13 protein-coding genes and 1 riboswitch are annotated in these 13,379 nt (G+C 63.7%); of the genes, 7 read left to right on the top strand and 6 right to left on the bottom strand.

Features of this window, described 5'->3' with window-relative positions:
• Positions 1–2: 2 nt before the first annotated feature.
• The 6 genes from NKG95_RS08180 (at position 3) to dhaL (ending at position 6,488) form a co-directional block, all read left to right on the top strand.
• On the top strand, positions 3–989 hold the full coding sequence (locus NKG95_RS08180) for an FAD binding domain-containing protein (protein WP_353040400.1): 987 nt from the start codon (positions 3–5) through the stop codon (positions 987–989).
• 71 nt (positions 990–1,060) lie between these two features.
• Complete coding sequence (locus tag NKG95_RS08185; RefSeq protein WP_353040401.1) at positions 1,061–1,531, top strand: nuclear transport factor 2 family protein; 471 nt, start codon at positions 1,061–1,063, stop codon at positions 1,529–1,531.
• Positions 1,532–1,629: 98 nt separating this feature from the next.
• Complete coding sequence (locus NKG95_RS08190; RefSeq protein WP_353040402.1) at positions 1,630–3,939, top strand: xanthine dehydrogenase family protein molybdopterin-binding subunit; 2,310 nt, start codon at positions 1,630–1,632, stop codon at positions 3,937–3,939.
• Positions 3,940–4,066: 127 nt separating this feature from the next.
• Positions 4,067–4,213, top strand: a riboswitch (FMN riboswitch).
• Positions 4,214–4,289: 76 nt separating this feature from the next.
• A complete protein-coding gene (locus NKG95_RS08195; RefSeq protein WP_353040403.1) occupies positions 4,290–4,763 on the top strand; it encodes a 6,7-dimethyl-8-ribityllumazine synthase in 474 nt (157 codons plus the stop codon).
• A 69-nt stretch (positions 4,764–4,832) separates the two neighbouring features.
• On the top strand, positions 4,833–5,840 hold the full coding sequence (locus NKG95_RS08200) for a dihydroxyacetone kinase subunit DhaK (RefSeq protein ID WP_353040404.1): 1,008 nt from the start codon (positions 4,833–4,835) through the stop codon (positions 5,838–5,840).
• 9 nt (positions 5,841–5,849) lie between these two features.
• Positions 5,850–6,488: a dihydroxyacetone kinase subunit DhaL gene (gene dhaL / locus NKG95_RS08205; RefSeq protein ID WP_023716735.1), complete on the top strand. Its 639-nt coding sequence runs from the start codon at positions 5,850–5,852 to the stop codon at positions 6,486–6,488.
• Here the strand turns inward: dhaL and derI are convergent.
• Genes derI through NKG95_RS08220 form a run of 3 tightly spaced genes read right to left on the bottom strand, consistent with a single transcriptional unit; the run spans position 6,485 to position 8,489 of the window.
• Positions 6,485–6,928 (bottom strand): D-erythrulose-4-phosphate isomerase, encoded by a 444-nt coding sequence (gene derI, locus NKG95_RS08210; RefSeq protein WP_352547512.1) that lies wholly within the window; start codon positions 6,926–6,928, stop codon positions 6,485–6,487. The genes dhaL and derI overlap by 4 nt on opposite strands.
• Before the next feature lie 26 nt (positions 6,929–6,954).
• Entirely contained in the window at positions 6,955–7,713 is a 759-nt protein-coding gene (locus NKG95_RS08215; RefSeq protein ID WP_023716733.1) for a triose-phosphate isomerase, read from the bottom strand.
• 11 nt (positions 7,714–7,724) lie between these two features.
• Positions 7,725–8,489 carry a DeoR/GlpR family DNA-binding transcription regulator gene (locus tag NKG95_RS08220; protein ID WP_031193326.1) on the bottom strand — a complete coding sequence of 255 codons (765 nt, stop codon included), beginning with the start codon at positions 8,487–8,489 and terminating at the stop codon, positions 7,725–7,727.
• Positions 8,490–8,751: 262 nt separating this feature from the next.
• Between NKG95_RS08220 and fba the strand changes: the two genes are divergently transcribed.
• Positions 8,752–9,816, top strand: coding sequence for a class II fructose-bisphosphate aldolase (fba, locus tag NKG95_RS08225; RefSeq protein ID WP_023716732.1), 1,065 nt, complete (start codon positions 8,752–8,754; stop codon positions 9,814–9,816).
• Between the two features lie 46 nt (positions 9,817–9,862).
• On the opposite strand, the gene NKG95_RS08230 is transcribed toward fba, so the two are convergent.
• From NKG95_RS08230 to NKG95_RS08240, 3 genes are read right to left on the bottom strand one after another with little or no spacing between them, the layout of a single operon-like run.
• A complete protein-coding gene (locus NKG95_RS08230) occupies positions 9,863–10,801 on the bottom strand; it encodes a sugar phosphate isomerase/epimerase family protein (RefSeq protein WP_023716731.1) in 939 nt (312 codons plus the stop codon).
• Positions 10,801–12,318 carry a glycerol-3-phosphate dehydrogenase gene (locus tag NKG95_RS08235; protein WP_352493966.1) on the bottom strand — a complete coding sequence of 506 codons (1,518 nt, stop codon included), beginning with the start codon at positions 12,316–12,318 and terminating at the stop codon, positions 10,801–10,803. Before NKG95_RS08235 ends, NKG95_RS08230 begins: the two co-directional genes overlap by 1 nt.
• Before the next feature lie 19 nt (positions 12,319–12,337).
• Complete coding sequence (locus NKG95_RS08240; protein ID WP_353040405.1) at positions 12,338–13,378, bottom strand: 2-hydroxyacid dehydrogenase; 1,041 nt, start codon at positions 13,376–13,378, stop codon at positions 12,338–12,340.
• Position 13,379: the final 1 nt, after the last annotated feature.

The raw sequence follows: 13,379 nt of genomic DNA on the forward strand, positions 1-13,379 counted from the left end.
CAATGCAGTCCTTCACTTATGAACGTGCAACGAGTGCCCAGCAGGCGGCCGCCGCGGTCGCGGCCCGGCCGGACGCCAAGTTCATCAGCGGCGGCACCAACCTGCTCGACCTGATGAAGCTCGATATCGAGCGCCCAGCGCATCTCGTCGACATCAGCCGGCTGCCGCTTGATCGGATCGAGGAGACGGCAGAAGGCGGGCTTCGGGTCGGCGCCCAGGTCCGCAACAGCGATCTTGCCGCCGACCCGCGGGTGAGGTCCCGCTATCCGATGCTCACACAAGCGCTGCTGGCGGGAGCGTCCGGCCAGATACGCAACAAGGCCTCGACCAGCGGCAATCTCCTGCAACGCACGCGCTGCCCCTACTTCTACGACCGCAACATGCCCTGCAACAAGCGCCAGCCGGGTTCGGGCTGCGCGGCGCTTCAAGGCTTCAACCGCATGCACGCTGTACTGGGCGCGAGCGAAGCCTGCATCGCGGTCCATCCCTCCGACATGGCGGTCGCCATGTCCGGGCTCGACGCAATGATCGAGACTATATCGGCCGGCGGGGAGAGCCGCACGATCCCGATCGGCGATTTCCATCGATTGCCCGAGACGATGCCCCATGTGGAGACCGTGCTCGGCCACGGCGAAATGGTCGTCGCGGTTACCCTGCCGCCGCCACCACCCGGCCGGCAGCTTTACCGCAAAGTGCGCGACCGAGCTTCCTACGCCTTCGCGCTGGTGTCGGTGGCAGCAATCGTCGAAAAAAGCGGCGATCGTATCCGAAGCGCTCGGATCGCCATGGGCGGCGTGGCAGCGAAACCCTGGCGCGCGACGGAGGCGGAGCGCGGGCTGGCAGGCGCAGCGGCGTCCGACGATACCTTTACCGACGCTGCCGAAGCCGCGCTCGCCGGAGCCGTTGGGCATGGCGCCAATGACTTCAAGATCCCGCTGGCGAAACGAACGGTGCGGCACACACTCGCTGCTGCCGTCGAGAGTGCGTGAGGCGACACGATGACAGAGACGACGACCCCGAACAGCGGTTCCCAGATGCAGGCGACGAGCAGGAGATCGATATGAAACTCACGCGACGCGCCGTTGCCGCCGCGGGTGGCGGCCTTTTTGTTTCTGCCGCCGCAGCTTGGGGCGCCACATCCGACCCGGGAGCTCGTCACGTGCTCGAGGCCGCCGTCGACGCCTTCTTTGCCGGCTGGGCCTCCGGCGACTGGACGGCATTCCTTGATTGTTGCGATGAGACGATGACCTTCCAATTCCCTGTCGGCGAGCAACGAGGCCGACACGGACCGCCAGAGGGCAAACGGGCACTCGCAGCCTGGACCGCCGCGCATCAAGCGCAGGGAAACAGGATCACGAAATCGACCGTCGATCTCAAGCTCTTCGCCGCCGACTGGGTCATCGTCTGCGATCGCGGGAGCGGGACAATCAGCGGCGCGCCCTACACTGGCCTGCATGCGATCTTCATGCGCGCCGGCCCGACAGGGAAGCTGGTCGAGTTTCGCGAGTATTTCGGCGAGATCGCCGCGTGAGCTCCGGCCGCTGCGCGACGAACATGAAGGTGCGAGGAAAGAGGCGTCGTCGCGGCCTCGATGCTTCCGAACTCCAAATGAAAATCTTTAGGTGACTTATGAACGAGACCATACCCGGACTGCCCGGCTCCGCCACCCATTCAAGAGTGAAACCGCGTCCCGGTGCTGGCATCATCGGGAGGCCGATCGACCGCATCGACGGTCCGCTCAAAGTGACGGGCGGCGCCACATACGCTTACGAGAATGAGCTAGATGGTACAGCCTATGGCTACATTCTCGGCGCCGCCGTCGCCAAGGGCCGCATCGCCGAGATCGACACGACCGAAGCCGAACGGGCGCCGGCAGTGCTGCTCGTCATGACGCACCGCAATGCGCCGGCCCAGCCGGATTTCGGCCCGGCGGTCACGCCGACGGTGCCGGAGGTCTTCACCCGCGCCCGGCCTGCGCTCAACAGCGATCGGGTGCGGTATTACGACGAGCCGGTCGCGCTGGTCGTTGCGGAGACATTCGAGGCGGCACGCGCTGCTGCGGGCCTCATCAGAGTACGCTACGACGAGGAGCCGGGCCTCTACGATCTACCGGGACATATCGCCGACTCCTACGCGCCAAAGCGGACCAATGCCGGCTTCGAGACCGACAGCGTGGTCGGCGACTTCGAGCGCGCCTTTGCGACGGCGCCGATCAAGATCGATGCCACTTACGGGACCCCCTTCGAACATCACAATCCGATGGAGCCGCATGCGACGCTCGCCGCCTGGTCAGGCAACGAGCTGACGATCCGTACATCGGCGCAGACCCTCGCGAACTTCCGGGCCGGGGTCGCCAGCACGCTTCGCATCCCGCTCGAGCGAGTGCGCATCGTGAGCCCTTTCACCGGCGGGGGCTTCGGCTCCAAGCTGATTGCCCATGCCGATACGATCCTGGCCGCACTTGCAGCGCAGGTCCTGCAGCGCCCCGTGAAGATCGCGCTGACGCGGCAACAGATGTTCGCCAATGCCGGTCATCGCGCAGAGATGGTCCAACAGGTACGTCTCGGCGCGGACACTGACGGGCGGCTCACCGGGATCGCGCACGATGTCTGGTCCGCAACGTCCAGCTTCGAGGAGTACTGCGAACAAACGGCAGTTTTTGCGCGCTCGCTCTATGCGGCGCCGAACCGTCTCACCCGCCATCGCCTGGTTTCGCTGGACATCAACCGCGGCGAATGGATGCGCTCGCCCGGCGAAGCGCCCGGCATGCTGGCTTTCGAATGCGCCATGGATGAGCTCGCCGAGCGGGTCGGTCTGGACCCGATCGAACTCAGGATCCGCAACGAACCGGCACAGGATCCCGAACGCGGAGTGCCGTTCTCCACCCGCAATCTCGTCGCCTGCATGGAGGAAGGCGTCCGCCGTTTCGGTTGGAAGCGGAGAAACCCGACACCGGGCCGAACCCGGGAGGGCCGCAAGCTTATCGGCTACGGCATGGCGGCGGCGATCCGTCCGAACTACATCGGCGCGGCGACGGCGCGAGTTGCGATCGACCGGGACGGTCGGGTTACGGCGCGGCTCGACATGACCGATATTGGGACCGGCACCTATACGATCCTGACCCAGATTGCCGCCGAGAGCCTTGGCCTGCCGATCTCGTCTGTCAAGGTGGAGCTCGGCGACAGCCGTTTCCCGCGTACCGCCGGCTCCGGCGGGTCCTGGGGCGCAGCAAGCGCGGGTTCGGCCTTGTATAATGCGTGCAACGCCCTCAAGGAACGGATCTTGGAGGCGGCGCAGTCGAGCGAGGCCTCGCCGTTGCGCGGCGCGAACACCACCGAGGCAAGATTTGCCGACAGCGAAGTCAGGATCGGCCAGCGGTCGGCGAGCCTGGCCGATCTCATCCGAGGGATCGCTCCCGACGGGTTCGAGGCCGAAGGCTCCGTAGCCGCAGGCGCTACCACCCAGTCATACAAAACTTATTCGCAGCATTCGTACGGAGCGCATTTCGCCGAGGTCGCTGTCGATTGCGATACCGGTGAAATCCGCATGCGCCGGATGCTGGCAGTGATCGGCGCGGGCCGTATCCTCAACGCCAAGACCGCGCGTTCGCAAATCATCGGCGGCATGACCTGGGGGATTGGTGCAGCGCTGATGGAGCAGACGGTGCTCGATCCGCGCTATGGCCACTTCGTCAATCACGATCTTGCCGAATATCACGTCCCGGTCAATGGCGACGTCCCCGAGATGGAAGTCGTCTTCCTCGAGGAAGATGACGACAAGGCCAATCCACTTGGCGCGAAGGGTCTCGGCGAGCTCGGCGTCTGCGGTGCGGGGGCTGCCGTCGCCAACGCCATCTACAACGCGACCGGCGTGCGAGTGCGTGAATTCCCCATCACCTTGGACAAGGTGCTGCCCGCCTTGCCCGTGATCGCCATTTGACGCTGCAACTTATCAGCGCCTCCCTCGCCCTCAAAGTGACCAAGTCGGAACGGATCGCCATTTCTGCGCCATCGGCGACGACGTCGGCGGTTGACAGCGCTATCCGGTCCTTCCATACAAACGCCGTCAATGTTCTCAGGGCGGGGTGAAAGTCCCCACCGGCGGTAAGGGTCTCGGCCCAAGCCCGCGAGCGCTTTCCGGTTAGCCGGAGGGGTCAGCAGATCCGGTGAGATTCCGGAGCCGACGGTCACAGTCCGGATGGAAGAGAACGAATGGAAGACGGTCCGCTTTCGCGGTTCGGACTCCGTATCGTGCGTCCTGATTCTGGTTGGAAACGGAAGGATGGACCCATGAATCAGCATTCCCAGAACGACTATGAAACGATCCGCATTGCCGTCATTCGGGCGCGCTGGCACGCCGATATCGTCGACCAATGCGTTGAAGCATTCGAGGCGGAACTGGCGGTTGTCGGGGAGAAACGCTTTGCCGTCGATGTCTTCGATGTGCCGGGCGCCTTTGAGATTCCCCTGCATGCAAAGATGCTTGCCGAGACCGGCCGCTATGCCGCTATCCTCGGCGCCGCGTTCGTCGTCAATGGCGGCATCTACCGGCATGAGTTCGTGGCGAGTGCGGTCATCGACGGCATGATGAACGTGCAATTGTCGACTGGCGTGCCGGTGCTTTCGGCGGTGCTGACGCCGCACAACTACCATGACAGCGCTGACCATCACCGCTTCTTCTTCGAGCATTTCAGGGTCAAGGGCAAAGAGGCGGCCGGTGCCTGCGTGCAACTGCTGGCGACACGCGAACGCATCGCGGCGTGAAATCTCCGTCGCCGGGTGGAAATCCCGGTAAGGCGCTGTAGTATCTCACGAAAACCAGGGAGGATGCCGGTGCAGACCAAGAAGATCATCAATGACGGCAACCGCTCCGTCGACGAGATGCTGGAGGGCATTCTGGCCGCGCATCCGCGCCATCTCCGAAGTGCGGACGGCAGCCCCCGCTCCATCATCGCCCGCGACGGGCCGCGCCCAGGCAAGGTCGGCCTTGTCACCGGCGGCGGCTCGGGCCACGCGCCGACCTTCCTTGGCTTCGTCGGCAAGGGGCTTGCCGACGCGGCCGCGATCGGCAACGTTTTTGCCTCGCCGCCGCCGGACCCGATCCTCGAATGCGCCAAAGCGGCCAGCGGCGGTGCCGGTGTGCTGTTCATGTACGGCAACTATGCCGGCGACGTGATGAATTTCGACATGGCCGCCGAAATGGCGGCGATGGACGATATCGAGGTGCGCACCGTGCTGACCACCGACGATGTCGCCTCGGCGCCACGCGACCAGAGGCAGAAGCGGCGCGGCGTCGCCGGCAATTTCTTCATCTTCAAGGCTGTCGGTGCCGCATGCGACCGGATGCTGACATTCGATGAATGCGAGCGTATCGCCAGGAAGGCCAACGATCAGACCTTCACTATGGGCGTGGCGCTTTCGCCCTGTTCGCTGCCGCAGACCCGCCGGCCGAATTTCGAAATCGGACCGGACGAGATGGAGATCGGCATGGGCATCCATGGCGAGCCGGGCATCGCACGCGGAAAACTAAAGACGGCCAACGAGATCACCGACGAGATGCTGGACAAGATCCTCGACGAAATGGCGCCGACGCGCAGCGACAAGGTCGCCGTGCTGGTCAATTCGCTCGGTTCGACGCCGCTGATGGAGCTCTACATCATGAACCGGCGGGTCAAGCAGAGGCTCGACGACATCGGCGTTTCCGTCCACGCGACCTGGGTCGGCAATTATTGCACCTCGCTCGAAATGGCCGGCGCCTCAGTGACGCTGATGCATCTCGACGGCGAATTGCAGGAGATGCTCGACCATCCCTGCGACTGCGCCATGTTCCGCGCCGGCTGAGAGGGCATCATGACCTCGATCGACTCAGCCGGCTTGAAAAGAATGTTCGATGAGATCGCGGCGGCGATCGACGCCGACAAGGACAGGCTCTGCCAACTCGACGGCGTCATCGGCGACGCCGACCACGGCATCGCCATGGCGCTCGGCTTCGGCGCGGTACGCGAGGCGCTGGCGCAACTCGATCTCGCGGCGACCGGACCGACGGCGCTGCTCAATACCGCGGCAAAGTCGTTCCTCAACGCCGTCGGCGCGTCGTCAGGCCCACTCTATGCGACCGCCTTCATGCGCGCTGCCGCCGCCGTCAAAGGCAAGGCAATTCTGGAGGATGCTGACATCATCGCCATGCTCCGGGCGATGGCGCAAGGCATCCAGGATCGCGGCAAGGCCGAGCTCGGCGAAAAGACCATGGTCGACGCCTGGCTGCCGGCAGCACAGGCAGCGGGCGCCGCGCAGGAAGCCGGCAAGACCCTGTTGGAGAGCTTGGAAACTGCACTCGCCGCAGCCGAACGGGGCGCCGAGGCAACCAAGAACATGATCGCCTTCAAGGGCCGCTCCTCGCGGCTCGGCGAACGATCGCTCGGGCATATGGATCCCGGCGCTGCCTCGGCCGTCACGATCATCAAAGCGATACGGGACAGTCTGGCTTAACGGACCTTCGCTGCATCGAGCCTGTCGATCGCCTGGACATTGCCGGCCGACGGTCCCTTCTCATCGAATTCCGAGGCAAGCCATGCATCGACGATCGACTTGGCCAATTCCGGGCCGATGACGCGCGCGCCCATGGTGATGATCTGGGCGTTGTTGGATTTTGCAGCGCGCTCGGCCGAATAGGTGTCGTGGGTGAGTGCGGCGCGAATGCCGGGAACCTTGTTGGCGGAAATGGATACGCCGATGCCGGTGCCGCAAAACAGGATGCCGCGATCGTTCTCGCCGTCCAGGATGGTCTGGGCGAGCTTCTGCGACAGGTCGGCGTAGAAGCCCGTCTGGCTGAGATCGCTGACCGTGAGGCCGGGCTTGGTGGCGAGGTGAGCGGCGATGACATCGAGCAGCGGTTTGCCGGCGCTGTCGGCTCCAATGGCTATTTTCATGTTCGGTTTCCTTCCTGTTCGATGGTTCAGATCGCCGCTGAGGCGCGTTTGAGGATGTCTATATAGCCGTCCGCCTGCCAGGCGGAACGGCCGATGAACAAGCCGTCTATATGAGACTGTCCGATCAGTTCGGCGGCATTTTGCGGATTGACGCTGCCGCCATAAAGCACCGGCGGCACGGCCGGCAGCAGGTCGCGCGCGATTTTCTTGATCAGCGCCTGCTGTCTGCCGGCATAGTCCGAGCTTGCCGGCACGCCCTTGTCGCCGATCGCCCAGACCGGCTCATAGGCAAACAGGATCGTCGCCGCCCTGGCCGCGCCTTCGAGAAACTGCAGCGCGCCGTGCACCTGCAAGGCCAGCACCGTATCCGCCTGCCCGCTGTCGCGTTGAGCCAAAGTCTCGCCGACGCAGATCAGTGGCACGAGACCGTGCTTCACCGCCGCTGCGGTCTTCAGCCCGACAGCCTTGTCGGTCTCGCCGAAATGCTCGCGCCGTTCGCTGTGGCCCAACTCTACCATATCAAGTTCGCAGTCTTTCAGCATTACCGGCGAGATCTCGCCGGTCCAGGCGCCGGCGTCAGCCCAATGCATGTTCTGCGCGCCGACCTTGATGCGCGTCGGCGACAGCGCTTTCTTGACCTCGCGGACCGCCGTGAAGGGTGGGATGACGAAGGGCTGGATGCGCTCGTCGAAACCGGGGACGAACTCGGCCAATGCCCTCGTGAAAGCCATCGCCTCGGCGAGCGTCTTGTTCATTTTCCAGCTGGTGCCGACCCAGTAAACCATGCGTGCTCCTCCTACTCTGCGACCACTGTCAGCGACACGCCGGCACCATCCAGCGCCGCACGCATCTGCGGCTGCGGCTCGCGGCCGGTGAAGACGGTATCGAAAGCCTTGAGATCGGTCAGGAAATGCAAGGCTGTGCGGCCGAACTTGCCGTGATCGACCAGCAGATATTTGCGCGCCGCAGCGGCCATCATCAGCCGTTTGGTCTGGACCACTTCCTGATCCTGGTGAAAGGCGGAAGCGCCGTGGATAGCCGATGACGACAGGAAGGCGACATCGGCGCGCAATGATTTCAGCGTGTCCTCGGCGAGCAGGCCGAAGAAGCCGTGAAACTTCTTGCTGTACTGGCCGCCGAGCGCAATCAGGTTGATGCCGGCAACGCCCGCCAAATCCTGGATGACAGCCAGATTGTTCGAGATCACCGTCAGCGGACGCAGATCGGCGAGATGCCGAGCAACGCCGCCCGCGGTCGAGCCGTCGTCGATGATCACCGTCTGACCCGGTTCGATCATCGTCACGGCAGCGGCGGCGATGCGCTTTTTCTCGTCGCCGGCCAGTCTCTGGCGGTAGCGGAAATCGCTCTCGAAAAGGCTGCTCGGCTGAATCGAGGCGCCGCCGCGTACCTTGCGCAGGAAGCCGCCCTCCTCGAGCTCGTCGAGGTCGCGGTGGACGGTCATCTTGGAGACGCCGAAGCGCGAGGCAAGATCGTCGACACTGGCGGTGCCGGTGTCCATCAGAAAATCCATGATGCCTTGCCGACGGCCGTCGCTCTTCATTTCCGCGGCTTCCTCGTGCAATCCGAACCACGTTCCGAGATATAACAGGAAACGTCGCATAGCCACCAGTATTTTTGTGATAATGTTATATCTGCCTGGGATATCATGACGATTCTGACGGCGTGCCGTAACAAGAATTGCTGTCGGCCGGGCGTCCAGCGGTTGCGGTGCAGCGGAAATCCGGCCAGAAGCTTTAGCGGGCTCGACAATAGCCGAACAGCCCGCAAACACTGGCTCGAAACCGGATACGGGAGACTACTGAGTGGCTCGCATCACACTGAGACAATTGCTCGATCATGCCGCCGAATACGGTTATGGCGTGCCTGCCTTCAACATGAACAATATGGAACAGGGCCTCGCCATCATGGAGGCAGCCGAGGAGACCAAATCGCCTGTCATCCTGCAGGCGAGCCGCGGCGCGCGGGCCTACGCCAACGATGTCGTGCTGGCCAAGCTGATCGACGCGCTGGTCGAAATCCATCCTGATATCCCGGTCTGCATGCATCTCGACCATGGCAACAACGAAGCGACCTGCGTTACCGCAATCCAGTACGGCTTCACCTCGGTGATGATGGACGGATCGCTGAAGGAAGACGGCAAGACGCCGGCCGACTACGCCTATAATTCCGATATCACCCGCCGCGTCGTCGATATGGCGCATTGGGGCGGCGTGTCGGTGGAGGGCGAGATCGGCGTTCTCGGATCGCTGGAGATGGGCGGCGGCGAACAGGAGGACGGCCATGGCGTCGAGGGCGTCATCAGCCACGATCAGCTGCTGACCGACCCGGTTCAGGCCGAACAGTTCGTGCGCGACACCCGTGTCGATGCGCTGGCCGTCGCCATGGGCACCAGCCACGGCGCCTACAAGTTCAGCCGCAAGCCGGACGGCGCGGTGCTTGCCATGAACGTCATCGAGGAAATCCACCGCCGCTTGCCGAACATGCACCTCGTCATGCACGGCTCGTCCTCGGTGCCGGAGGAGCTGCAGGAGATCATCAACAAATATGGCGGCCAGATGAAGCCGACATGGGGGGTGCCGGTCGAGGAAATCCAGCGCGGCATCAAGCATGGCGTGCGCAAGATCAATATCGATACCGACAACCGCATGGCGCTGACCGGCGCGATCCGCAAGGTGCTGACCGAGAACCCGAGCGAATTCGATCCGCGCAAATATCTGACGCCGGCGATGGCCGCCATGCGGAAGCTGTGCAAGGAGCGTTTCGAGCAGTTCGGCACTGCCGGCAACGCACCGAGGATCAAGCCGCTGCCGGTCTCGGAAATGGCCAAGCGCTACAAGTCGGGCAGTCTCGATCCGAAATTCGGCTGACATATTCCGGTTCTGAGCAGGAGCCGCGTCGGCACCTGCTCATCCATCATGCTTTCGGCAAAAGACCGGCCCTGCCGGCCTCGATGAAGGGCGCCCAATAGTCGACCGATTCGCGGATCATGGCGACGACCTGGTGGTCGACGGGCTCGCGTTCGCGGAACGACAATTCGAGGCAGATCTCATTGTCGACGCCGCCGCCACGGCGAACAGTGTCCAGCAGCTTTTCCGGCGTGATGCGGCCGTCCTTGTTGTAGGCGGCAATGAACGGCCAATGGCCACCCTTGTTCATTGAGGATTGCTTGACGTGGATGATCGGCGATTCCTTTGGAAAGGCTTCGGCCCAGGCATAGGGGTCGATGTCGTCCGGATTGCTCGACGTCACGTCGCCATGGTCGATATCGACCATCATCTTGAGCGGGATCGCCATGCCGGCCGCATCGATCTCGCTCTGCAGCGTCCGGCAGCTTTCGATCGTATGGCCGAACTCGCGGCCGACCGACATCGGCTCCCAGAACAGGTAGGTCAAGCCGGCCGCTTTGGCGTGCTCGGCGACCGCGCGCCAGCATTCCAGCGCGATCTCGAAAAGCCGCGCGCGACGCTCGGGATCGTCATAGTCACGATGAGTGAAGATCGCGAATTGCGTGCCCATGCCGCGGGCGCCGAGCTCGGCCGAAATTTCGGCAAAGGTCTTGAACCAGTCGACATAATAGCGCCGCACGTCGGCATCGGGATGGCCGAAATGATTGAGCCGGCCGTAGGGGCCGGTCATCGCGGAGGTCACACGCACGCCGGTGCGGTTGAGAGCGGAGCGGAACAGGCGGATGAATTTGGCGATCGTCGCCGCCGGCCAACCGGGATTGACGAATTCATGCGTGAGCTGCACGTCGCGGATGCCGATGTCGTAGGCGATCGCATCGATCAGATCGTCCGGTTCGGCGAAACGATTGACCAGCGGGTTGGTGTTGAGGGACAGCGTAAAGGCCATCAGCCTGCCTTCGCCAGCCGGCTCGAGCACCAGTCTTCGAAGGCGGTTCTTTCTGCGGCGGACAGATGCAGTCCGTGTTTGGTGCGCCGTTCGAGAATATCGGCGGCCGTCTCGGCCCATTCATGCTCGAACAGGTAATTGGCTTCGCGCTCGAACAAATCCTTGCCGAAGCGCCGCCCCAGTTCAGCGAGCGAACCGGCCGCGCCGACCAGATCACGCGTCCTTGTGCCGTAGAGCCGGCCATAATGCTTGACCAGCGAGGCCGGCATCCAGGGATATTCGTGGCCGAGGTCACCGAGGAACTGCTCGAAATCGGCATTGGCGATATCGCCGCCTGGCAGATGTCCTTTCGAGGTCCACGGCTTGCCCATCTTCGGGAAGAACGGGGCGATGCGGTCGAGCGCGTGCTCGGCCAGCTTGCGGAAGGTGGTGATCTTGCCACCGAAGACGGAAAGCAGCGGCGCCTGTCCCGCCGCCACGTCGAGCTCGAAAATATAGTCGCGGGTGACCGCGCTCGGATTGTCGGCATTGTCGTCATAAAGCGGCCTGACGCCGGAAAACGAGTAGACGACGTCGCTGCGCGCAAGCTGGCGCTTGAAGTAGCGGTTGACCACCTTAATCAGGTAGTCGACCTCGCTGGCGTCGGCGGTCACGTCTTCCGGCCGCCCGTCATAAGGAATGTCGGTGGTGCCGATCAGCGCCAGATCGTTCTGGTAGGGATTGATGAAGATCACGCGCTTGTCGCTGTTCTGGACGAGATAGGCTTGCCGGCCTTCCCAGAATTTCGGCACGACGATGTGGCTGCCCTTGACCAGGCGCACGTTGCGCCTGGAATTCTGGCCAGCGACGCGATTGATGATGTCATTGACCCAGGGGCCGGCGCCGTTGACCAGCGCCCGTGCCCGAACCGTGGTCCTGACGCCGGTTCGACCGTCGCGCATCTCCACCGACCACAGGCCGTTTTCGCGGCGGGCGGCGGTGCAGGCAGTGCGGGTGAATATCCTGGTCCCACGCTCCGCGGCGTCGAGCGCGTTGATGACGACCAGGCGGGCGTCGTCGACCCAGCAGTCGGAATATTCGAAGCCGCGTTTGAAGCTGTCCTTGATCGGCGCGCCCTCGGGTGCGGTGCGCAGGTCAAGCGTGCGAGTGGCCGGCAGCCGCTTGCGGCCGCCAAGATGGTCGTAGAGGAACAGGCCGAGCCGGACCAGCCAGGCCGGCCGATCATCCGGGCTGTGCGGCAGCACGAAGCGCATCGGCCAGATGATGTGCGGTGCGGATTCCAGCAGTACCTCGCGCTCGATCAGCGCCTCGCGCACCAGGCGGAACTCGTAGTATTCGAGATAGCGCAAACCGCCATGGACGAGCTTTCCTGATCTAGAACTGGTGCCTTCGGCGAGATCGTCTTTTTCGCAAAGAATGACCGACAGCCCCCGGCCTGCCGCATCGCGCGCGATGCCGGCGCCATTGACGCCGCCGCCGATGACGAAGAGGTCGACGATTTCGCTGTCACCGCTCATCTCGCTCTATGCCCTGTCGTCAGCATGGATTGGCCGGCGGCAGACCGGCGATGAAGCGGCGCACTTCCTCGGCCGCCTGCTCGGCTGCGTAGGTCACGGTGCGTACCGACGCTCCGGCGATATGCGGCGTCAGCGTCACATTCGGGAGCTGCAGCAGCGGCCAGTCGACGGGCGCCGGCTCGACGGCGAACGTCTCCAGCATGGCACTGCCGATCTGCCCCGAGACGAGCGCCTCGTAGAGCGCATCGTAGTCGACCAGCGGTCCGCGCGCGGTATTGACGAAGATCACGCCGGGCTTCATCCGGGCGATGGCGTCCTTGCCGATCAGGCCGCGCGTCTCCTCGGTGACCCGGGAATGCAGCGTGACCACGTCGGAGCGCGACAGGAGATCGTCCAGCGCAACCAGCTCGACGCCGGCATTGCGATCCTCGGCGCTCAATTGCACATAGGGATCGGAGACCAGGATGCGGCAGCCGAATGCACGCAGCAGCCGAACCAGCCTGGTGCCGATATTGCCATAGCCGATGACGCCGACGGTCATCTCGTTGAGCTCGCGGCCGGTGCGGTCGGCGCGGTAGAGATCGCCGCGCCACTCGCCCTTGCGCAAGGCTTCGTGGCCGACGCGGATCAGCCGCGTCTCGGCGAGAATGGCGCCGATGGTGAACTCGGCCACCGCGCTGGCATTGCGACCGGGCACATTGACCACGGTGATGCCATGAGCCTTGGCGGCAGGCATGTCGATGTTGATCGGCCCGCCGCGCGACACCGCAACCAGCTTGAGCGTCGGCAGGCGCTGCATCATGGCTTCGGAGAGCGGCGCAAGCTGGGTGACGAAGATTTCGGCATCGCCGATGAAATCCACCACTTCGTCGGGATCGCCGAAATATTCCTTGATCTTGTCGAGGCCGAGCGCCGCATTGCCGAATTGCATCGGCTCGTCGGGCCAAGCGGTTTCAATGGTGCGGATGTCGAGATTGTCGCCGCAGGCCGCTTCGATTTTCTCGCGAAACACTTCCGGAAGCATGAAGCGGTCACCGATGATCGCAATTTTCTTGGGCATG

It is taken from the genome of Mesorhizobium sp. M1423 (genome assembly GCF_040317575.1).
Lineage (GTDB): Bacteria > Pseudomonadota > Alphaproteobacteria > Rhizobiales > Rhizobiaceae > Mesorhizobium.